21 protein-coding genes are annotated in these 22,845 nt (G+C 42.2%); 15 read left to right on the forward strand and 6 right to left on the reverse strand.

Translation table 11 applies throughout. From position 1 onward, the window contains the following. Window positions 1–343: 343 nt before the first annotated feature. The 6 genes from DN068_RS05675 to DN068_RS05700 all read left to right on the forward strand — a co-directional run bounded on the left by DN068_RS05675 (window position 344) and on the right by DN068_RS05700 (window position 6,778). On the forward strand, window positions 344–559 hold the full coding sequence (locus DN068_RS05675) for a hypothetical protein (RefSeq protein ID WP_123985242.1): 216 nt from the start codon (window positions 344–346) through the stop codon (window positions 557–559). Window positions 560–608: 49 nt separating this feature from the next. Next, a complete protein-coding gene (locus DN068_RS05680) occupies window positions 609–1,508 on the forward strand; it encodes a hypothetical protein (RefSeq protein WP_123985243.1) in 900 nt (299 codons plus the stop codon). Continuing rightward, window positions 1,505–1,801 (forward strand): hypothetical protein, encoded by a 297-nt coding sequence (locus DN068_RS05685; protein ID WP_110997931.1) that lies wholly within the window; start codon window positions 1,505–1,507, stop codon window positions 1,799–1,801. The genes DN068_RS05680 and DN068_RS05685 overlap by 4 nt, the downstream gene beginning before the upstream one ends. A gap of 189 nt (window positions 1,802–1,990) precedes the next feature. Continuing rightward, on the forward strand, window positions 1,991–4,186 hold the full coding sequence (locus tag DN068_RS05690; protein WP_110997932.1) for a peptidase domain-containing ABC transporter: 2,196 nt from the start codon (window positions 1,991–1,993) through the stop codon (window positions 4,184–4,186). Between the two features lie 10 nt (window positions 4,187–4,196). Next, window positions 4,197–5,561: an HlyD family secretion protein gene (locus DN068_RS05695; protein ID WP_110997933.1), complete on the forward strand. Its 1,365-nt coding sequence runs from the start codon at window positions 4,197–4,199 to the stop codon at window positions 5,559–5,561. Between the two features lie 95 nt (window positions 5,562–5,656). After that, window positions 5,657–6,778: a glycosyltransferase family 4 protein gene (locus DN068_RS05700; protein ID WP_110997934.1), complete on the forward strand. Its 1,122-nt coding sequence runs from the start codon at window positions 5,657–5,659 to the stop codon at window positions 6,776–6,778. A gap of 46 nt (window positions 6,779–6,824) precedes the next feature. Here DN068_RS05700 and DN068_RS05705 read toward each other — a convergent pair whose 3' ends face one another. The 4 genes from DN068_RS05705 to lon all read right to left on the reverse strand — a co-directional run bounded on the left by DN068_RS05705 (window position 6,825) and on the right by lon (window position 11,981). Then, window positions 6,825–8,315: a M56 family metallopeptidase gene (locus DN068_RS05705; RefSeq protein WP_110997935.1), complete on the reverse strand. Its 1,491-nt coding sequence runs from the start codon at window positions 8,313–8,315 to the stop codon at window positions 6,825–6,827. Window positions 8,316–8,456: 141 nt separating this feature from the next. Next, window positions 8,457–8,843, reverse strand: a complete 387-nt coding sequence (locus tag DN068_RS05710) for a BlaI/MecI/CopY family transcriptional regulator (protein ID WP_110997936.1) — start codon at window positions 8,841–8,843, stop codon at window positions 8,457–8,459. Window positions 8,844–9,117: 274 nt separating this feature from the next. Then, a complete protein-coding gene (locus tag DN068_RS05720; protein WP_243630115.1) occupies window positions 9,118–9,483 on the reverse strand; it encodes an arsenate reductase family protein in 366 nt (121 codons plus the stop codon). Between the two features lie 74 nt (window positions 9,484–9,557). Then, on the reverse strand, window positions 9,558–11,981 hold the full coding sequence (gene lon / locus DN068_RS05725) for an endopeptidase La (RefSeq protein WP_243630117.1): 2,424 nt from the start codon (window positions 11,979–11,981) through the stop codon (window positions 9,558–9,560). A gap of 228 nt (window positions 11,982–12,209) precedes the next feature. Here lon and DN068_RS05730 point away from each other — a divergent pair, with 228 nt between their 5' ends. Further along, complete coding sequence (locus DN068_RS05730; RefSeq protein WP_110997938.1) at window positions 12,210–12,965, forward strand: outer membrane beta-barrel protein; 756 nt, start codon at window positions 12,210–12,212, stop codon at window positions 12,963–12,965. A 222-nt stretch (window positions 12,966–13,187) separates the two neighbouring features. On the opposite strand, the gene DN068_RS05735 is transcribed toward DN068_RS05730, so the two are convergent. Next, entirely contained in the window at window positions 13,188–14,324 is a 1,137-nt protein-coding gene (locus tag DN068_RS05735) for a TlpA disulfide reductase family protein (RefSeq protein WP_110997939.1), read from the reverse strand. Window positions 14,325–14,491: 167 nt separating this feature from the next. Here DN068_RS05735 and DN068_RS05740 point away from each other — a divergent pair, with 167 nt between their 5' ends. The 3 genes from DN068_RS05740 to atpC all read left to right on the forward strand — a co-directional run bounded on the left by DN068_RS05740 (window position 14,492) and on the right by atpC (window position 17,531). Continuing rightward, on the forward strand, window positions 14,492–15,508 hold the full coding sequence (locus DN068_RS05740) for an HmuY family protein (protein WP_165836293.1): 1,017 nt from the start codon (window positions 14,492–14,494) through the stop codon (window positions 15,506–15,508). Between the two features lie 171 nt (window positions 15,509–15,679). Next, window positions 15,680–17,185 carry a F0F1 ATP synthase subunit beta gene (gene atpD / locus DN068_RS05745; protein ID WP_110997941.1) on the forward strand — a complete coding sequence of 502 codons (1,506 nt, stop codon included), beginning with the start codon at window positions 15,680–15,682 and terminating at the stop codon, window positions 17,183–17,185. 91 nt (window positions 17,186–17,276) lie between these two features. After that, window positions 17,277–17,531 (forward strand): ATP synthase F1 subunit epsilon, encoded by a 255-nt coding sequence (gene atpC / locus DN068_RS05750; protein WP_110997942.1) that lies wholly within the window; start codon window positions 17,277–17,279, stop codon window positions 17,529–17,531. Between the two features lie 112 nt (window positions 17,532–17,643). Here the strand turns inward: atpC and DN068_RS05755 are convergent, their stop codons facing one another. Beyond that, window positions 17,644–18,108: a hypothetical protein gene (locus DN068_RS05755; RefSeq protein ID WP_110997943.1), complete on the reverse strand. Its 465-nt coding sequence runs from the start codon at window positions 18,106–18,108 to the stop codon at window positions 17,644–17,646. Window positions 18,109–18,482: 374 nt separating this feature from the next. On the opposite strand from DN068_RS05755, the gene DN068_RS05760 reads away from it, so the two are divergent. From DN068_RS05760 to DN068_RS05780, 5 genes are all read left to right on the forward strand, one after another. Further along, window positions 18,483–19,628, forward strand: coding sequence for an ABC transporter permease (locus DN068_RS05760; protein WP_262508847.1), 1,146 nt, complete (start codon window positions 18,483–18,485; stop codon window positions 19,626–19,628). Window positions 19,629–19,632: 4 nt separating this feature from the next. Next, on the forward strand, window positions 19,633–20,574 hold the full coding sequence (locus DN068_RS05765; protein ID WP_165836294.1) for a GNAT family N-acetyltransferase: 942 nt from the start codon (window positions 19,633–19,635) through the stop codon (window positions 20,572–20,574). 60 nt (window positions 20,575–20,634) lie between these two features. Continuing rightward, on the forward strand, window positions 20,635–21,228 hold the full coding sequence (locus DN068_RS05770) for a hypothetical protein (protein ID WP_110997946.1): 594 nt from the start codon (window positions 20,635–20,637) through the stop codon (window positions 21,226–21,228). A gap of 19 nt (window positions 21,229–21,247) precedes the next feature. Beyond that, a complete protein-coding gene (locus DN068_RS05775) occupies window positions 21,248–21,991 on the forward strand; it encodes a DUF4595 domain-containing protein (protein WP_110997947.1) in 744 nt (247 codons plus the stop codon). A 174-nt stretch (window positions 21,992–22,165) separates the two neighbouring features. Next, window positions 22,166–22,810, forward strand: coding sequence for a nucleotide exchange factor GrpE (locus DN068_RS05780; protein ID WP_243630119.1), 645 nt, complete (start codon window positions 22,166–22,168; stop codon window positions 22,808–22,810). Window positions 22,811–22,845 lie beyond the last annotated feature (35 nt).

A 22,845-nucleotide genomic window follows, 5' to 3' on the forward strand; every position in this document is an offset into this window, starting at 1 on the left:
GGTAGCAGGAGGTGCGTTGAATACTGATTGCGATTTGGTTAGCTATCCGTAATATTTGGCACAGTAATTGATACATTGTTTTAAGCGGGATTTTTTTGAATAAGCTCAATTCTGAGGGATGAAAAAAATGTACGATGGTATAGTTCTACTTGTCGAAATTTAATGGACTTGGACCAATCCCTATCTGGCGTTTCCCTTCGTGAAAAATTGTACCATGTACACAATAGTTGCTTAGTATTTCTAATTGTTAGGGCGGCGAAAGCAAGCCGCCCTATATTCTTTTCTAAAGCAGCATTTCTAAAAACGCATTATGAAAAAATCAGTAAAATCAAAATTATACAAAATGAATTCGTACAAAACGAACGTTGATAACGTATTCGGAGGCGGTTGTCAAACAGGCGGAAGTAGTGGCAACCCAGATGATTACCTGTCAGGCACTTTGAGTGCCGACACTACGACAAATTACAGCAACGATGCCACGCTTTGTGACGGTAAAGATTCTGCTCCTTCCATTGCGGCGGCACCTCAAAGCAAAAGCATGTCAACGATAATTGCTTAATACTTATTGGGTGGCGAGAAACAAGCCCCCCATTCCACTTCTCTACACAATGAAAGTGATTCGATTTTCTGTTATTCTGTGTTTGCTGTTTTTTGCCATGAGGGCATCCGCTCAAAATGCTCGAATAATGTTTTATGACAGTTGCGCATCTCAAATTAACAGGTGTGTTAACGAAAAAAATTATGGTGCAGCTGTTTCTTTTGATAAGAAGTTAAATCAGAAACACCAGCTATTGACAACAAGTTTGTTTGAGTTTTGGGGTTTATCGTTGTTGGCGGAAGATTCAGCCGGATTTTATCAGGCAAGTCGTTTATGGATTTTAAATTCGGCATTGCCCATAAAAACAATAATCGAAAATTATGGTAAGCTATCAACGAGAGTATATGCCCTCAATTATACACCGGAAATAATTGCTCAGAGCAAAATATTTGGCCCGGTATATGAGCGGCTACAGCAAGAGGAGTCACCACTTATTGTCAGAGCAAAGAATACTTTAGATTGGCAATGGATCATATTTCTGGAGGGAATTTTAACGAGTAATATTGATTATCGTTACCTGCCGGATTCCGCATTTGCAGGAAGTGAAGGGAAGATGAAGGGAATCATCTTTATAGACTCTCTTCATTTAATGCGCGTCAATTCATTCATTGCAAGTAATGGATTTCCGACAATGAGTAGACTAGGGATGAATTGGGGAGAAATACAGCCGATATTAAAGCATTGCATTGAGCTTGTTGGGCTAGAAGAAGAGAAACGCTCAGACTATTTTTTAGTTATATGGAAATCCCTTTTCCCGAAAATGTATCAAGCCGTTTTAGACTGGGAAATGGAACCGGATTTTTACAGGTTTCTATATCGTTCATTAGAGCGTTCTCTTACCAAGGTCGGACATTCTGAGAAAATGGATTTTTTTAAGCAATATGAACTTCATAAAACCACGGCACAATGATTTGGATTCAATCGACAGATGACGATTTGTCAACAAATATGGTGATTGACTGGTTCGATTTGCTTAAGGTAGACTGGTGCAGAACAAATGATGCAATTGTTCAGTTTAAAAATTTTGCGATCAGTAACACGAAAAATGATTTTCAAATTTCATTTAAAGATGTTGCAGAACATCAACATAATATTCGCTTGTCTGATATAGCAGGATACTGGTATCGACGCGGACATCTTAGTTTCGGCATCACGTCAAACGCTGAAAGCAGGGAATGGTGTCATCCGGCGGAGTGCAATTAGAATCCGTATATAGCTAAATGGAAAAATGAAGATGGTTATGTATTACTTGCTGAGTGTGGCATAAGAAGTACCGGACACGGCTTTATTTATGACAAGGAGAAAATTGAAACCATAAATGCCGAATTATGATGATTTACAATCAATAGTTTCCGATCAGTCATTTTTGAGAAACAATAAACGTATCCAACATTGAAACGTTTCCCCCACGACATACAGCGCAACACAATGGATTGCGGCGCTACTTGCCTCCGCATCATTGGCAGATACTATGGTAAAGTACTGCCATTAGAATATCTGCGCCAGCAAAGCAATACAAGCCGCGATGGAGCGAGCATGCTGGGTCTTTCGAAAGCGGCCGAGCAAGTAGGTTTTCGTACCATGGCAGTAAAGATCAGCTTTGAGCAGTTGCAGAATGATGCGCCGCTGCCGTTGATCGCACATTGGAATCAGAACCATTTTGTAGTTGTTTACAAGGTGATGAAAAATAAAGTGTTTGTATCCGATCCGGGAAACGGGTTGCTTACTTATACACGTGCGCAATTCATGCAGCATTGGATTGGCGCAGTTGTTGCTGAACAGAAGGCTGAAGGTATTGCCCTGCTACTGGAGCCCACACCGGAGTTTGAAACGATTGCAACACCCGGCGAAGAAAAAGAAACAATCAATACCCGGGCATTTCTGTTTCATTACATAAAGCCATACCGGAAGTTGCTTGGACAGATTATGCTGAGTCTTGTTGCGGGAAGTGTTTTGCAATTATTTGTTCCGTTTCTGACACAGAATATTGTTGATACAGGCATTTATAAGAAGGACATAAGTTTTATCTGGTTAGTGCTGATTGCACAGTTGATGCTTACATTAGGTCAGGTGGCGCTGGAAGCTATGCGTAGCTGGATATTATTGCACGTGAGTAGTCGCATCAATATCTCGTTGGTGGCAGATTTCTTTATCAAGCTGATGAACCTGCCTATTCGTTATTTTGATACAAAGCTCACGGGGGATCTGATGCAGCGGATCGGAGATCATCAACGCATCGAATCTTTTTTAACCAGCACATCGCTTAATGCCATTTTCTCTTTGTTTACACTGGTGTTATACGGTTTGGTTTTGGTCTATTACAATGTAACGCTGTTTACTGTATTCATGATCGGCAGCGCGTTATACGTAGGTTGGATACTCTTCTTTCTAAAGCGGCGGGAAAAACTCGACTATAAACGATTTCAGCAGGCTAGTGAAACCAATAGCAAGGTGATGGAACTGATCAGCGGCATGCAGGAAATTAAACTGCACAATGCCGAACAGCAAAAACGCTGGGGTTGGGAACGTATTCAGGTGAAATTGTTTCGTATCAGTTTGCAATCACTTTCGCTGGAGCAGGTGCAATCAATCGGGTCACGCATAATCAACGAGCTTAAAAATATTTTCACGACTGTTATTGCTGCCAAACTTGTAATAGACGGCCAACTTACACTCGGTATGATGTTGTCGGTGAGTTACATCATTGGTCAGCTCAACAGCCCGATTCTTCAATTGGTTGCTGTTGTGAAATCCTGGCAGGATGCGCGTATCAGCCTTGATCGTCTTACGGAAATACACGTTAAAGAAGAAGAGACAACGATCCAATCGCAAAAAATGCCTGTACCCGGCAATCATAGCCTTAATCTAAAGGAGGTTAGTTTTGCCTATGATTCTTTTGCCGTGCCGGTTTTGCAAAAATTAAATTTGCAGGTGCCTGCTGGTAAAGTGACTGCTATTGTGGGCAGCAGCGGCAGTGGTAAAACAACATTGCTTAAATTATTGATGCGCTTTTATGAACCAACTGAAGGTGAAATATCAGTAGGTGGTACTAAGCTCTCCAATACAGATTTGCAGGAATGGCGGAATCTATGTGGCGTGGTGATGCAGGAAGGTTTTATTTTCAGTGATACGATAGCAGGAAACATTGCTGTTGGCGAAGATCAGCCTGACTGGCAACGATTGAATGAAGCCGCTGAAATCGCAAATATCAAGGATTTTGTCACATCGCTTCCGCTGGGTTTTATGACGAAAATAGGCGCTGAAGGATTGGGTACGAGTACGGGACAAAAACAACGATTGCTCATCGCACGGGCCGTATACAAGAATCCCGAGATTATCTTTTTTGATGAAGCCACCTCTGCACTTGATGCGAACAACGAAAAAACAATCATGAAGCATTTGGAAACTTTTTATGAAGGCAAAACTGTTGTGGTTGTTGCGCATCGGTTGAGTACCGTCAAAAATGCCGATCATATCGTGGTGCTGGAGAAGGGCCACATTGTGGAGGAAGGGACGCATCGCTCGCTTACAATGGATAAGGGACATTATTATCATCTGGTAAAAAATCAGCTGGAATTAGGCAATTAAAATATCGCACATGCCTTACGATCAATCAGAAATTGCGGCAAATCAAAATATCGGTCCGATTCTGGAAATACAAACGCCTGTCTATGCGCCGGAAGCTGTAGATATGCTGGAACGCGTACCATCCGGATTAATGCGGTGGGGTACTCTTTCGATCATTTTCGTGATGGGTTTGCTGTTGCTCATTGCTGTCTTTGTGAGGTATCCGGACACGTTGGAAGGGGTGGCCACGGTCACAACAGATCCGTTGCCGATTCAACTCAAATCAGCAGCAAATGGAAGGATCACGCGGCTGTTTGTTCGCGACAACGACCTGGTGTCGAAAGATGCAGTCATTGCCGAGATTGAAAACAACACTGGTTTTGTAAACATTTATATGCTACAACAAAAAAGTGACAGCATTACCGCCGCTATAGAACAGAATGATTTGCCACGTTTAGGGCGCATTAGTAAGGATAATCTTCAATCGCTCGGTGAAGGTCAGACGGCCTATAATCAGTTGTTGCAAAATATTTCAGCTTACCTGCTCGTGAAGCAACAGCATATTTTCGCGAAGCGGGTAGACAATATTCGGGTGCAAATTGGGCAATACCAAAAGCTTTCGAACGTCACGACAGAAGAAACTGTACTAATTAATGAAGAGCTGAAACAGGCGGATGAACGATTCAAGGCGAATGAGAAATTATTCAACGAAAAAGTAATCAGCAGGCAAGAATATTACGAGGAAGCCGCGAAGCTGCGCCAGAAACAATTGACATTGGAACAGCAGCGAAGAGCGAAGATTCAAAATACGATCAGCATTTCAGACAATAGCAAACAATTGTTCGAGATGACCTATAATAAAGAGGAAAAGGAAAATACACTGGTATTGGCCATACAGGAGCAGTTGCGAAATCTTCAGAATTTTATTGCGGGCTGGCGGAGGCAATACCTGATCGTCGCCCCATATTCCGGACATGTTTATTTTGAACGGCCTTTGCAAACAAACGAACTGGTGACAGCAAATGATGCATTATTTTCTATTGTGCCAGATAAGTTTCACTACCTCGCGTATGTGCAGTTGCCCGCTGCGGGTCTGGGAAAGATCAGGAAAGGACAGAATGCGCATTTGTTGTTAGATCATTTCCCTTATAATGAATATGGCTACCTGGAAGGCGTTGTGAAAGAAGTAAGCGCGATTCCTCAAAGTGTAAGTAGTGCGGCGCAGGGAAGCACAGTTACCTATCGCGCCTATATACAATTGCCGGATTCCCTGGTGAGCAGTTATCACAATAAAATTCCGTTTTCGCCGGAGATGTCGGGTACTGCAAGAATTATTACAAAAGACAGGAATTTACTGCAGCGCTTGTTCTCATTTGTGAGTAAAGCCGACAAATAAAATTCACCTTTCTACGCTGTCCAAAATATAAAAAATAAAATTTATTTAAAGGGATGGCTTACTAAATAATTGCGCTTAATTTTGGCCCTGAATCGATGAGCAGGAAAAATATTGCGATTATATGTGTGTCCAAAGGTTTTGGCGGTCTTGAGCTGAATACGCTTAAGCTCGCTGAGTGGCTCCGTAAATATGGCTGGAATGTAAGTCTGATGGTTGCTAAAGACTCGGAAATGGAACGAAACGCAGGAAGCTATTGCGATTCGGTATTTACGACCGATGTTCACGGCACTTTCGGAAAAATGAAAGCAATCCGGAAGTGGCTCAAAGTTTTTGATGCTTCCGTACTTTTTACACCACACAATAAAGACATTGCCGCAATATCGCTCTACAAGCGTCTGGTCAATAATCGCGTAAAGCAGGTTTATCAGCAGCAAATGCAGATTGGCATGAGCAAGAAGGACCTGATTCATACTTTCCGCTACGGTAAAATCGATCTTTGGATAAGTCCGCTCAATTATCTGCGGGAAGAAGCTGCACTTCAAACAAGAGTGCCGTTACGCAAAATTGCCGTTGTGCCTTTAGGAATTGAAGTTGGTCGCTTTCTCAATAATCCAGTCTCCAGAACTGACGCACGCGAAAAACTTTCGCTGCCGCAAGAACCAAAAATGATTGGCGTTTTGGGACGGATAGATCCCAAAAAAGGACAGGACTTCCTGATTAAAGCGATTGATCATCTGCGAAATAATCCCTCGCAGAATTACCATCTGTTGATCATGGGGGCTATTACGCCAAATGAAGGCGATCATTATCTCAAATCATTGTATCAGCTGGTGGCGGATAATAATCTTACCGATCGTGTTCACTTTAGAGAGTCAACTTCTGACGTTGAGCTTTTCTACTCAGCTATCGATGTGTTCGGCATGCCTTCGCATGGAGAGACTTTCGGAATGGTGACTATTGAAGCAATGGCATCAAGGAAACCTGTTGTTGGCACCAATCGTTGCGGTACCAAAGAAATTCTGCAAGACGGCAAACTGGGTTATCTCTATGAATATGAAAACATGGATGATTTCACCCAAAAGCTGGCTGCACTTGAGCATAACGCGCATCTGCCGGAGATGTTGGAAGCTGCCCGCATTGAGGTAATTCAGAAGTATACCAGTGAGATCATGTGTCGCGGTCTGGATGAAGTAATGACAAAGCTTATCGAAAAATAAAAGCCGGTCAAAGCGACTTCAACCGGCACAAAGGGAATTTTAAGCTTTATTCGGTAACAAGACTTGCCTGATGATTTTTTACAGTCACGTTCAGGCCCATAAATCCAAAGAGATTAGAAGTAGTGCTTGCGACAACTTTTCCGTGTTGCGTTGCCGGCGTAAATTTTAATGATTCATCAGAAAGATAGAAATCAATTCGTTTATTGATGGCGTCCGCGGCAGAATTTTCTATCTGGTCTGTTTTTTCCAGGTCCTTAGGATTGGCGGTTATGCCTGGTTTGCCAGCGATATCGTCTACCGTGTATGCAATACCTTGTTTGTTTACACTTTCTTCAAAATAAACCAGGCGGCCTTGTTCGTCAATAACGGGATTGGTAACTGAGATTACATAATCGCCGTCGGGAAGTTTTCCCATGTCGGATTTTATGAATTTGAAAAGATCCTCACCTGGAGTGGCAGAAACGCCTTTGTATACAGCCTTTTGACTTACTTCATTGTCTTCCATTATTGGATTGCCATTTACCTTTATTGGATAAGGGAGTCGCTGCGTAATCATGCTGCTGATTTTGCCGGTCGTAGCATCCGTTACCTGGAGTGTGTCAAATGAACTGTTGCTCATCTCAAACACATTGCCTTTGTAGGTGATCTTATTTCCTTCTTTTTTGCGTTCGTTGTTGTACTGCGATTTAGAGCAGCAAACAACGGTGACGATAAGGAGCGGCGCTACCAGCAGATATTTGGCGCGGGACAATTTTGAAGATGCAGACTGGGTAATCATAAGTACACGTTTTTTTATGGGTGAATGATAGAATGAATGACTGAAAGAGGGTGTTTGCTGCAACATGAATTGATTCAGCAGAAAGTTTCCGTATTGTTTGGGCGCTACAGGAACGGAAGCGTCAGCCTGATATTCGTGTACCAGTATTAATCTGCTTCGATATAAATAAACAAGTGGGTGGAACCAAAGAACGATCTGGAGTAATTGCAACAGGCAGAGGTCAACTGCGTGAAACTGTTTACAGTGCGCCTTTTCATGGTTCAACACGATTTCATATTCTCCGGTATCCCAGTTGTTTTCCGAGCTGATAAAAATGAAATGAAAAATGGAAAACGGCCCATGCTGCAGGTTGGTGCGTACAATCGTCCAGTTGTCTTCTTTTGTTTTTTCACCACGGCGGTAATATTTTGAAATGATGAAAATTTCGCGCAGCAAGAAGAATACCGAAATACCCGCTCCAATCAAATAAGTCCAAAACAGAATCTGCGTCCAGGGGATCGTAATATTAGCTGCAGGCGTTATCGTGTCAACTAGTGCTTGTCTTGAATGCTGACTGCGAATTTGCAATGCGTTGCTAAGAGAATTAGCAGATGTTGTTGCGGGCGACCATTTAATGAAAGGCGCTACCAGTCCGGAGATTAACGTTACAAGTAAATAGGATCTATTCCAGCTGTGATGCGTATCCCGCTTTAGGAAAAGGTCAAAGCACACGAGGCTAACCAACCATATAGCCGTGCAATTGATGAGGAATGTAATCATGAGAAAATGATTTTAATTGGAAATACAATAGGCTTATAAATGATTGGCTCCACGCTTAATGTCATCAATACTTGTATGTCATATTCTACGTTTGTAAACATCTGATGTTTGAATAGGGTATATAGAGGCCTTGAACATGATTTATTTTTTAGAAGATGAATCGTCTAGCTTTTTCATCAATTCATTTAATTCCTTCAAATTGAGGTTGTCTTTCTTCACCAGAAAACTCACGAGTTGTTTGGGTGAACCGCCGAAGTATTTCTCCATCAGACTCTGCACACCATGCTGTGCATAATCTTCTTTGTTGATGATGGGGAAGTACTCATAGGTTTTGCCGTATGCCTTATGGTCTACAAAACCTTTTTTCTCCAGAATGCGCACTACGGAAGAAATAGTACTGTGCGGCATTTCAGGATCGCCGAGTTTTTCCAGGATATCACGAACCAGGCATTTGTCCAGCTCCCAGATAATCTGCATTACTTCTTCTTCGGCTTTAGTAAGCGTCTGTAACTGTTTTTTCTGTTTCATAACGTAATGTTACGTTACAAAACTGAAAAAACAAAAATAAAATGAAAAATTGCTGATGTCTTGTCTTCTGATGTGTGATTTTTGAGGGGGGAAATTTAGACGTTGTCTTCTATTGGGGCTTTTCGCACGTGTGGGAATTTTTCGGTGAAGCCGAAATAAAAACTCGCGTCATTGTTAGGAACGAAGCAAACGGCACGTTAAGTATGATTTACGTACTATGTGCAGGCGCTTCGTTCCTCGCGATGACGCGAGAAGACATTATCGAATTGTCGAATTAATGATTAGGCATCAATTCTATTATCAAATCTTCTATCACTCTTTTGTCGTTGCCGATAAAAAGTTTTCCCTGGTATGCTACTACAGGACGTTTCAAAAATGTATAATGCTCCAGGATGTATTTTTTGTAATCAGCTTCGGTCAGTGTTTTTTCGGCAAGCCCGAGCGCTTTATACTGTTGCGATTTGCGACTAAACAGCGCTTCATAGCTGCCCGCTTTTTCTTTCATGGCATCCAGCTCTTGTTCTGTAATTGGTTCTTTTTTGATATCCTGCAACTCAAAGCCGTGCTCTGTTGCACCAATTTCTTTCATGATCTTTCTGCAGGTATCACAAGTGGAAAGGAAGTAAATTTTATTAATCATCTGATGTTTTGATTGAGTTGTTTAAAAAGAAAAGACCACGCATTCCGGCGTGGTCTTTTGGTATAATTGTTTGTTTATCGTTTTGCTAAAGCAATATTCAATACTTCCGACATTTCGCTTACGTAGTGGAACCGAACGCCTTTGATGTACGCTTTGTTGATCTCATCTACATCTTTCTGGTTTTGCTCACATACGATGATATCCTTGATGCCGGCACGTTTTGCGGCCAGTACTTTTTCTTTGATACCGCCTACAGGCAATACTTGTCCGCGCAGCGTGATTTCTCCGGTCATCGCGAAATATGGCTTCACTTTGCGGCCGGTAAATGCAGACGCAAGCGATGTTAGCATTGTAATACCCGCACTAGGACCGTCTTTTGGCACAGCGCCTTCTGGTACGTGAATGTGAATATTGTATTCATCAAATTTTTCCGGAGCAATACCGTGTTCTTTGCTGTGTGCTTTGAGGTAGGAGAGTGCTGTTGATGCACTTTCTTTCATCACATTGCCGAGGTTACCGGTAAGCGTCAATCCGCCCTTGCCTCTGGAAAGGCTGGTTTCGATAAACAAAATATCGCCGCCGACATAAGTCCACGCCAGACCGACTACAACTCCCGGTGGGTGTCCTTTTGTATAGATATCGTTGTTGTATTTCGGCTTGCCTAATACTTTTTCAATTTCAGCGTTGTCTATGGTTGCATTCGCTTTTCCGTTCATCGCTACCTGTAGCGCTACATTACGCATAATTGCAGCAGTGAGACGGTCCAGCTCGCGAACGCCGGATTCACGTGTGTATTCCTGGATCATCTTCTGAATTGCCTTATCAGGGAAACGCAGCGTGGTTTTGTTTAAACCGTGCATTTCTTTCTGTTTCGGTACTAGATGGCGTTTCGCGATTTCTACTTTTTCTTCGGTAGAATATCCGGAAAGCTGAATAATTTCCAAACGGTCGCGAAGCGCTGGTTGAATATCGCTCAGGCTATTTGCTGTTGCAATGAACAGGACTTTTGACAAGTCAAATTCAAGCTCCAGATAGTTATCGTAAAACGTGCTGTTTTGTTCAGGATCCAATACTTCAAGTAATGCAGAACTTGGATCGCCACGGAAATCTTTGCCGATTTTGTCGATTTCATCAAGAATGAAAACCGGATTCGCAGATTTTACCTTGCGCAGCGACTGAATAATACGGCCAGGCATCGCACCTATATAGGTTTTGCGGTGTCCACGCAGTTCGCTTTCATCATGCAGGCCACCGAGGCTGAGACGTACATATTTACGCTGAATAGCGTTGGCAATACTGCGGCCGAGTGATGTTTTACCGATACCCGGAGGTCCGACAAAACATAAGATCGGAGACTTCATGTCGCCTTTCAGTTTCAGCACCGCGAGGTATTCCAGAATACGTTCCTTAATCTTGTCCATGCCGTAATGGTCATTGTCCAGGATTTTTTGAGCGCGTTTCAGGTCGTAGCTATCTTCTGTGGTTTGATCCCATGGCAGGTCCAGCATCAGATCCAGGTGATTGTAGATCACCGAATAATCCGGAGTGCTTGGATGCATGCGTTCCAGCTTTTCAACGTTTTTACGGAAAAGCTCTTTTGCAGCTTCTGGCCATTGAATGCTTTCTGCACGTTTCTGCAGATCTTTTATTTCTCTTTCGTTCGGCTCACCGCCCAATTCTTCACGAATCGATTTCAGCTGTTGTTGCAGGAAATATTCGCGTTGCTGCTTATCAATATCAGCGCGGGTTTTGTTGGTGATCTCGTTTTTCAGTTCTACAAGCTGTAGTTCCGATTGTAGCATTTGCAACAATCGTTCTGCTCTCACTCTGATATCATCTTCTTCCAGCAGCAATTGCTTGTCTGTAAGCTTTGCATTGATGTTGGATGCGATAAAATGCATCAGGAAAGACTGCTGTTCAATATTGCGCAGTACGATGCCGGTTTCATGCGGCAGGTTAGGCGATTGTTGCAGTATTTTTTCAGAGTAATCCTTAATAGAAGAAATCAGTGCGTCAAACGAAGCGTCGTTTTTGGGAAACACATCATCTTCCAGTTTGATTTTCGCAGTATAATGAGGCTCAGATTGAGTAAAAGATTCAATACGGAAACGAATGCGGCCCATGATAAACACCGTAGTGTTGCCGTCGGGCATTTTGATTTGTTTTACGATTTTGGCGAGTGTGCCCACCGTATACATATCCTCTGGCGTAGGATCATCGTTGTTGCCGTCTTTCTGGGCTACCACGCCAATCCATTTGCCGTGTTTTTGTGCTTCTGCAATTGCTTTTACCGATTTTTCGCGGGCTACAGTTATCGGCAATACTACATTCGGAAATAAAACGGTATTGCGCAGTGCTATGATGGGAACATCTGTGGGGAGTTTCCCTTTTTCTTGTTCATCCATTTCTTCTTCTCCCAGTGGAACGATGGGCATAAACTCCATTTCCTGTTCCGACTGACCGAAGAACATATCGATCATCGACTTTATTTCAGACATTATGGCAAGTTCAGGCTTTTTTTGAAAGCATGCAAATTATATAGTTCAATAGGTGTGCCAAACTTTTCAAAACTGAAATTTTTGCAGAAAAATTGAGTTTAATATCTTTATAGAAGTAATCATAAGAAATATTTATCTGGATCATCCTGAACTAAATATTAATTCGGTATCAGAAAACTGCCAGGTTTTATTTCTGAATCTTAGCGCTCAAACCAAAATTCTTATTAGATGAAAAGTAAAGTACTTGCATTAGTTATGGCTGCCGGCGCCATTGCAACCGGTGCCAATGCTCAGAAACACAAGGCTGATTCTATGTTTCATCCGAAACTGGAGCCAACGCCCGTCCATAAATTTTATTTCAGCAATGGGCTGGATGCTGCCATTTTTTCCACTTCCAACATGCAATTGCTGGGAGAATCGTCAAAACTGACAACGCTTCGCTTTTCCTATGTGATCAATATCGGCTTTAATGCCAACTATGATTTTACGGATCATTTTGGCGTAATGGCAGGTTTGAGTATGAAAAATATCGGCTTTATCGAAAAAGTGTCGGACAGTACGGTAAAACGTCGTGCGTATACAATCGGTATTCCGGTAGCTATTAAATTTGGTAATATTCCGCGTCGCAATTTCGGATTTATTGGCGGCGGTTTTGATATTCCTTTCGAATACAAAGAAAAAGGATTTACCAGCCGCGGCAGCAAAACGAAGCTCAATTCATGGTTTAGTGGCCGTACCGAAAATTTCATGGGTTATGTCTTTGCCGGAGCTTCAATCCGCCCGGGAATCACGTTTAAATTCCAGTACTATCCGGGTAATTTCCTTAACCGCGATTATGTAGACGGCAGCGGTGCAAAACCATATTACCGCTATGAAAAAACAAATCTCATGTTGCTTTCTATCGGCATGGATATTCATTATAAATCACCAATGCATCATTCATCAAAAGCAACTGACGATGATGAAAATGTAACGATGCGGTAAAATAGTGTAGTCAGTTGTGAATAGTCAAACGTGAAAGGCGAAACGTCAAATACATACTGTAGTTTACACGTCATCATCGTTACGAGGTTCGAAGTTTTGATTTTTTGACATAAGAGAAAAGGAGCGCTTTAGCGCTCCTTTTCTCTTATGTAATTTATTGGTCATTGACGTCTGATGTTTTACCTTTTGTGTTCAAATTCACCATTGACCATTCACTATTGTTTATTTCTTCAACACACTTTCTAGTTTAGCTTCCAGCGCTTCACCGCGAAGATTTGTAGCGATGATTTTACCGTTCGGATCAATCAGGAAATTAGAAGGAATTGCTTCTACGCCATAATCGCGGGCGGCGATAGATTCCCATCCCTGCAGATCGCTCACCTGCGTCCAGGAAAGGTTATCGTCTTTAATAGCTTTCTGCCATTTAGTTTTGTCATTATCGAGAGATACGCCGAGTATCGCGAAGTTTTTGTCTTTATAGGCTGCATAGGCTCTTACCACATTTGGGTTTTCAGCGCGGCAAGGACCACACCAAGATGCCCAAAAATCAACCAATACATATTTGCCTTTAAATGAAGCCAGAGAAACTTTCTTGCCATCCACAGTCGGGAGGTTTATTTCCGGAGCAGTCGCGCCTGAAGCGGGGCCATTGCCAGAAGATTGCTGCATCGGTTGCGCCAGAACATGGTTCAGGTTAGTCACAAATTCCTTAGACATTTTAGCGTTCGGGAAGCGACGGTCCAGACCTTGGGCAAATGCCTGGAGGTAAGATTTTTCTACGTCAGCATTTAACATTCTTGCTGCGAACACAGCGTTTGGCAAATAGCGTGTAGTGTCTGCGTAATGTTCAATGTACTCTGTGAACTGCTGATTCATGTGCTGCATATCCTGACGTGCAGCTACCAGCATACTGTCGTTGCCGTGCGCATTCAGGCTGTCCATCACAGTAGCCATCGTATTGAAATCGCGGATGTGTTCGCGAATAATATGCAGGAAGTTTTTCAGGCTTTCAGAAGGTGCGGAACCGGCAATGCTATAGTTTTCAAAAGCATTCCAGTCGGCAGTTACTTTTAATGTGCCATTTTCAATGGCCAGCAGCACAAAATGGTTCTGATCAAAACGCAGGCGATATAAGCCTGGTTCTGGTGCAGTTCCGGATATTTCAAATGAACCCTTATCGTCTGTTTTTGTGGAATCTATAACGGTAATCTCGCTAACGCCAAGCTCTTCCAGAACAACCGGTTGTTTCGGCGGCGCATTCTGAATATCGCCTACAACGGTGAACTTATTTTTACCTTCCTGACAGCCTGCCAGCCATATAAGAGTAATAAAAAGAAATAATGAGTAAATTTTGCGCATCTACTGAAATTAATGTTCAAATGCAAACCTAATCAATTATTTGTGTCGTCACAGTGGTGCACGGCTGTATTCCGCAATAGAATCACTAATTTTAACAGATTAATTAACATGGTTATTGACAAATGACTGACAGTAAATATTACCCATTGATGGATATTTGTGCCGTCATGAGTAAAACCAGATCGAGCGGACGTATACTTACAGCATTGGTTTTTACAGTCTTATTTACTTCTTGCTTAAAGAAAGAAACACCTGTAACACTGCCACCACCGGGAACTTCGATGCACGCACAAGTGTCGATGGGGGAGGATTATACTACTCAGGTTTTTTTCGATCTGGAATCAGGACAGGTTGTTTATACCAGTCCGGTTGCGTCTTGGGATCTTGCTTTTGAAGCATCCGCCGGCGGCCATCATTTATTTATGAATGGCGGCAAAAATGTTCTGATCGCCGATACTTACGACACTTCATTCAGTCACGTAGATAGCACCACTTATTTAAGTCTGATCAATAACCCGCCTGATGGTGCCTGGAAATTTGACTGGCCGTGCGGCATGCCGGACTCAACAGGTTTGGGCGAATGGCAGGACAGGCAAGGCAATTCGTTGAATCACGTATATCTTGTGTTTTGCGATTCTGTATACCGTAAAATAAGATTGCGTTCGGTAAATGATCAAAACTATATAATGGAATTCGGACCGATCAATAACCCGACGCCAACCGTGATTTCTATTCCAAAAAATTCAAATTACAATTACACTTATTTTTCCTTTACCGCTCAGGGGAATATTACTACACCTGAGCCCCCAATGAATACATGGGATATTGTATTTACCCGTTACCGCTATATCTATAAATACCTTGGTAATTTTAAATATCAGGTTTCTGGCGTACTGCTGAATCCATATAAAACGATGGGTATTGCAGATAGCACCAGCGGCTATGACAATATTTCAGATTCTTCTTTGCAACGCTACACATTATATCCTTGGCGTGATATCATCGGTTTCGACTGGAAATCGTATGACTACACCAATGCAAATGCAAGATATGTGGTGAATCCTAAGAAAAGCTATGTGCTTTATACGCGCAGAAGTCAGTACTGGAAAATCCATTTCCTCGATTATTACAGTCCTACAGGCGTGAAGGGAAGTCCGCTATTTGAATATGAAAGGATAAAATAATCTATCTGAAAAAGGTTTTATATTTAAATTGTAGTTGATGTGTAGAGGTCTCTATATGAATATAGATCTACGTAATTCAACTTTTTTCCTTTTGCTTTTTTCTTTTCACATTAGTATCACTACCTTTGCACAAATTTTCACGAATCTTTTTCTTTTATATAACTGAGTCGTATGCCAAACGTTGGTAAAATCAAACAAATCATCGGTCCTGTTGTCGACGTGCATTTCACGGGCGATAGTAAGTTGCCTGAAATCTACAATGCACTTGAATTAACACGCGAAAATGGCGATAAACTGGTGTTGGAAGTTCAACAACACCTGGGTGAAGATAGCGTACGTTGCGTAGCGATGGACGGTACAGAGGGGCTCGTACGTGGTCTGGCAGTAGTAGATACAGGTAAAGCGATTGCAATGCCAATCGGCGAACAGATCAATGGTCGTTTGTTTAACGTAACAGGTGATGCGATCGACGGTCTGCCTCAGCCAGATAAAACTGTTGGTCGTCCGATCCACGCTAAGCCTCCGAAATTTGAAGACCTCAGCACTGCAACTGAAGTACTGTTCACAGGTATCAAAGTAATCGATCTGATCGAGCCATATGCAAAAGGTGGTAAAATTGGTCTGTTTGGTGGTGCGGGTGTAGGTAAAACCGTATTGATCCAGGAATTGATCAACAATATCGCGAAAGGCCACGGTGGTCTGTCAGTATTTGCCGGTGTGGGTGAGCGTACCCGTGAAGGTAATGACCTGATGCGCGAAATGATCGAAGCTGGTATCGTTAAATACGGCGAAAAATTCCTCCACAGCATGGAAGCTGGTGGATGGGATCTTTCTTCTGTAGATTTGCAAGGTCTGAAAGATTCAAAAGCAACTTTCGTATTCGGTCAGATGAACGAGCCGCCAGGAGCACGTGCACGTGTGGCACTTTCTGGTCTTACAATCGCTGAATACTTCCGTGATGGCGATGGTAGCGGTAAAGGTAAAGACATCCTTTTCTTCGTAGATAATATCTTCCGTTTCACTCAGGCTGGTTCTGAGGTATCTGCCCTCCTGGGTCGTATGCCATCGGCGGTAGGTTACCAACCTACACTGGCTACAGAAATGGGTCTGATGCAAGAACGTATCACTTCAACTAAAAACGGTTCTATTACTTCCGTACAGGCGGTTTACGTACCTGCGGATGACTTGACCGATCCGGCGCCGGCAACAACATTTGCCCACCTGGATGCTACAACCGTATTGTCTCGTAAGATCGCGGATCTCGGTATCTACCCAGCGGTAGATCCATTGGATTCAACATCACGTATCCTTTCTGCTTCTGTAGTTGGTGATGCACACTACAATACTGCAAACAGAGTAAAACTGATCCTTCAGCGCTATAAAGAACTGCAAGATATCATCGCGATCCTCGGTATGGATGAATTGAGCGAAGAAGATAAAATGACTGTACAACGTGCACGTAAAGTACAGCGCTTCCTGTCTCAGCCATTCCACGTAGCAGAACAGTTTACTGGTCTGAAAGGTGTATTGGTTCCGATCGAAGACACAATCCGTGGTTTCAACATGATCATGGATGGTGAAGTAGATGAGTATCCAGAAGCAGCGTTCAACCTGGTAGGTAACATCGAAGATGCTATCGCAAAAGGTAAAAAGCTGATGGAACAAGCGAAAAACTAATTTTAATTTGAAAATCTGAAAATGAGCTGATTTGAAAATGGCTCATGTAATTTTCAAATGTTCAAATTGACACATTTTCAAATTAAGTAAAATGCAATTAGATATTTTAACTCCAGAACATAAAGTGTACAGCGGTACAGTGTATGGCATTCAGTTGCCGGGTATTGAAGGTTCTTTCGAGATCCTCGATCACCACGCACCAATCATCGCTTCTCTCGGACGGGGTAAGATGAAAATCATGAAAGACAAAAATCATACAGAGAACTACGAAATCGCAGCCGGTTTTGTAGAAGTTCTGAACAATAAAGCTACAGTGCTGATTGAAGGCGCTACTTCTATTGACTAATTGATTTTGTCTGAAAATATAAAGACCGGATGTGTACAGCACATCCGGTCTTTTTTTATTTCGAAATATATATAGTCACTCTGACTGGGTGCCTTAAGCTTTTCCCTTTAGGCTATTTCAAAGTATTCAGCAATGACATGTACGTGTCTTTGTTTTTCAGGAAGCTGCTGGTAAGTGAGCTTGCATTCATTCCACCTAAAAGTGATTTAATAGAAGAGCCTACGCCGCTAAAGCTTTTCAGCGTATTGGCCGTAGAAATCCATTTAGAGAGGTCAAAGCCTGATTTTGTAGCGCTTGGTTTCAAAAATCCGCCAAGCTGACCGAGTAATTTCCCTGCGCCAGAAGCTGACGTAACGGTGCTGGCACCTTTCAACCAACTGGTTTTATTCGTCAACCAACTGCTGTTAAGCGCGCCAGGTGCAATACCGTTTGCCAATTCACCCAGTGCTTTGGCTGTATTTTCGACATTGGTGGCTGTCCCAGTGGCCTTGCTGGCCATACTGTTCAGATCTACCTGCGCATTTACGCCCGTAGCGACAAAGCATGAAAGTGCGAGAAAAAGGATCAATTTTTTCATAGATTTTTATTTATTACAAATAAAATTAAATTGATTTTTTTGTAAAATCAGACTTTTAGATGTCTTTTTTAGAAAGGCGTTTAAATCTTGATACAGTTTTATGCTGATAATTTATAATGCAAGTTTTTTAAGAGCTATATTCTAGTGGTTTTTGGCTAGTAGAAGAACTATTAGAGAAATATGAAGCCAAGCATTAGATATAATAAATTGATTTAAAGCTTAATCCCGCTTTTAATTATTTTTACCCCGCAGGCAGATAAGCCTTTGTTTCTATTAACTTTGAATGCATTTTGAATCTTCCGTTTTTCATAGCGCGTCGGTATTTATTACGACAAAAAGGAGCGTTTTCTTCTTTTATCATCAGGCTGGCCATTGTGGCTACAAGCCTGAGCGTGGCCGTTATGATACTGGCAATCGCATTTATATCAGGATTCAAATACACCATCCGTGAGAAACTGTTTAGTTTTTGGGGCCATGTGCATATAGCACCTTATAATACAAATCCGTCATCGTTGCTGTCCTCTACGCCGATACAGATCAATAATGGTCTGATACAGTCTGTAAAAAGTATGAAGCATGTGGATCAGGTTTTGCCTTACGCTGTAAGGCCTGCGATTGTGCAGGCGCATGGACAAATGGATGGTATTAAGCTGAAGGGTATTCCGCCGGGATATCACTTTAGTTCGACAGTAGATTTTAAAGGCAACAAGATTGATTATAGTGATACAGCGTACGCACATCAGTTGATATTGTCGCAGACTATCGCTAATCGCCTGGAGCTAAATTCTGGTGATTCCGCATTGATTTATTTCCTTGAGCCGGGCGCTACTTTTCCACGTATCCGGAAGTTGCAGATAGCAGGCATTTTTCATACCGGTATGGATGAAATTGATCAGGATTTTGCGATTTGTGATCTGCGTTTATTACAAAGAATCAACAACTGGAGCCCCGATGAAATAAACGGGTATCAGGTAGACCTTGATAATGAAATGCTGGCTGATTCATTGGCGGAAGACATTCGTATTCGTTATGTGGAGCCGCCGCTGACAACGCATTCCATCAGAGAAATTTTTCCGAATATATTTGACTGGCTCAGTTTGCAGGATGTAAACGCGCAGATCATTATTTTGATCATGGCCATTGTGGCAGTGATTAATCTGGCGGTAGCCTTGATGATCTTGATTGTGGAGCATACGCGGATGGTGGGCTTGCTTAAAGCCCTGGGTATGAGTCAGGGTATGACGCAGCGTATATTTCTTTACCATGCCAGCGTAATTGCTTTTATCGGTATCATGACCGGCAATATTATCGGACTTGGTTTCTGCTGGTTGCAGCAGCGCTATGGTTTCCTGAAACTTTCCGAAGCCACTTATTATATGAGCCAGGTACCGATTCGAATTCATTGGTGGCAGGTAGTATTGATAGATGGGGCAACACTTGTGCTGTGCATACTTTGCATGTGGTTGCCAACGTTGTATATTCGTCGTATACAACCGGCCAGGGTATTACAATTCAAATAAGGACTTGACAGCAAAACAACTCTATAAAGCTATTTGTGCACAATCACCGGATCTGCCGGTGTTCTTGCAGTATTGGTGGCTGGATGCGGTTGTAGGAAAATGGGATGTCGCGATTTCCATGAAAGGGCAGGCGATTACTGGTGTCTGGCCATATGCCATTCAAAACAGGTTGCGGGTAGAGATGCTTCGCAATCCACCGCTGACAGCTTATCTGGGTCCGCATGTTTTTTTTCCGGAGGATATCAAAGAAAGTAACCGGGATAATTTTGAACATGAAGTGATCACGCAGTTGATAGATCAGCTGCCGAATTGTGATGTCTGGAAATTGTCGGTACAGCCGGGCCTGAAGCAAGCAGGAATTTTCAAGGATTATGAGCTTGCAATAACTGTTCAACAGACTTTTTTAATCGATCTGAACGAAACGGAAGAAGTGCTTTTCAGTAATATGAAAGAGCCACTGCGCCGCAATATCAGAGCTGCAGAAAAAGAGTTTGAAATATCAGATGATCCAAATTGTCTGGATGCATTATTTCGTTTTCAAAAAGTAACACTCGAGGATAAAGGTACCGAGCAGCATTACGATTTTGAACAAGTAAATCGTTTGTTTGATGCGTGCAGAATCCATAATAGCACCGCGCTTTGGGTAGCCAAAAAAGAAGGCGTAGCACAAGCCGTGATCTGGAATGTTTGGGACGGCGAACGCAGCTATTATTTTATGGGAGCTAAAAATCCTGAAGCTGATAGTTACCGTGCGATGTCTGCATTGCTTTGGCATTCGATTAAAGAAGCAAAGAAAAGAGGTAACAGGTTTTTTGATCTCGAAGGTAGCATGGATCCCGGTGTGGAGCGCTTTTTCAGGAGCTTCGGTGGTAAGCGGGAATTGTACATGGTGCTGAAGAAAAATCAATCGTTGCTCTGGCGATTGATCGAGATGGTCAAAAAATAATTAACAAATTCATAGGGGAAATCTTCCATTCCTGCGTATTCTCTTATATCGCTTTACCCTATGAATAAATATTTGACCATTGCCCTGTTAGTGTTGTTTGCTGCGTGTAAAAAAAACGACGACAAACAATATATACCGCTCAATGCAGACCTTAAAAAGAATTACAGTTTTAAAGAAGGGAGTTACTGGATTTATCGCGATTCGCTGAGCGGCAGAGAAGATAGCTTTTGCGTAACGGGATATTCTCAGCGCGATCAGTACATCCAGAGTGCTGCAAATGTTTATGAGACAGTAAACATGGTTATCTATCAATATCCGGCCTCTAATCCGTATTCAGATTCTGCAAGCTGGGTTATGAGCCTGAATACCGGTGGCAAAATCAGCCTGGACTATTTTTATCAAATGCAGCCACTGGAAAGTTTTCATATCACCGATCTGAACTACGACTATCCATTTGCTACCAACAATTTTGCGGATATCACCATTCACCCCAAGCTCGTTGTACGTGGCGCAGCGTATGCCAACGTTGCGGAATGTGCGGAAGGGCAGGATTCCTATTTTTTGAAAGACAGTGTTGGTTTTGTGATCATCAAAACGCATTATGAAACCCAAAGCCACGTCTGGGAATTAGAGCGATATCATATCAACTATTAAAAACAAAACAAATCCATTTATGAGAAAAAAATTGTCCTGTCTGACCTTATTGTTTTTGTCCCCAATTGTATTTTTCTCTTGTAAGAAAGGAGATGGCAACTCGGTTACTCCTAAAAGCCAGATAAGCAAAGTGACCTTAAAGGGAGACGGATATACCGACCAATATGTGTTGTCTTACAATGCATCTGGTGAAGTCAGTAAAATCGTTGTCAGTGGCTCACTTTCGTATACAATTAACTACAGCTACACGGCACAGTATAAAGTCGGCACGTATGAATCTGCGACAGGTATTTTTGCTTTGGATTCTACAGTGCTGAGCAATGGGAAAGTGATACAAAATGTACATATCGACAAAGATCACGGCGACACTATTACCACTGCATACACCTACGATAATAGTGGAAATCTTACTCAGGTTACCGAATCAGAAAGCTTCTCGGAAAATAGTACTGCCTACACCTGGCAGAACGGAAATGTCGTTGGCATATCTTCGCCAACATCTACGAATACGACAACGTACACTTATGATGCAAATGCTGTTTTTCAGGCAGGCGACTATCTGTATGTAAATGATCTGATTAAGAATGGTGCCTCAGTAATACTCAATAAAAACCTGGTGACTGGCAGTACAGCAACCTATCCTGGAACCACTATCACTAAAACATTCGTTTATGATAAAGACAGCAAAGGGCGCATTATAAAATGTTCGGAAGTAGAAGCGCTCGGAACAGGCAATGTGTGGACCTATGAGTACAATAACTAAGGAACTGGTAACAAGCAAATAAGCAGTAATTTTCTAAACCACCAGTCTGTTTTCCGCAGGCTGGTTTATTTTTGCGCGGTATTTTATAAGTTTAGGCAGCCAATCTTTGTGCAAGAATGTCATTTTGGCAAAAAAACAGGGACTGGCAAGCTTATTGAGCATAATATTAATAGCATGTTTTTTAAAAAAAAGAAAGCTATGAACGATCAGGCGTTTGACAAAAAGAATGCAGATATGGAAAACCAAGACAACATGACACCAGACCAGAATAAGAATAATGAAGCGCTGGAAGATGCGCTGGCTTCAGAATTGAATGTGGATGACAGCATGGCGGGTACCCAGAAATTGGAAGACCAGCTCGCTGAAGAAGACGAAATGGCAAAACTGAAGAATGAAGTAGAGGAAGCGAAGGATAAATACCTGCGTCTTGTGGCAGAATTTGAAAATTTCCGCAGACGTAATGCCAAAGAACGTGTAGAACTGATCCAGACTGCCGGAAAAGACATCGTACAGTCATTGCTGGTTGTACTGGATGATACGGACCGTGCATCTAAGCAAATGGAAAAATCAACTGATATTGATGCCCTGAAAGAAGGCGTTGGTTTGGTATTCAATAAATTGCGCGGTGTAATGCAGCAGAAAGGTCTTGTGAAAATGGAAAGTATTGGTCAGGATTTTGACCCTGAGCTGCACGAGGCAATTACCGAAATTCCAGCTCCGAATGAAACAATGGTTGGGAAAGTAATCGACGTAATCGAGCCAGGATATTATTTGAATGAAAAATTGATCCGTCACGCTAAAGTGGTGGTTGGTAAATAAATTCATCAAAACAGTCCGTGTAAAACTGGACAATT

It is taken from the genome of Taibaiella soli, assembly GCF_003236175.1.
Classification (GTDB): Bacteria; Bacteroidota; Bacteroidia; order Chitinophagales; family Chitinophagaceae; genus QKTW01.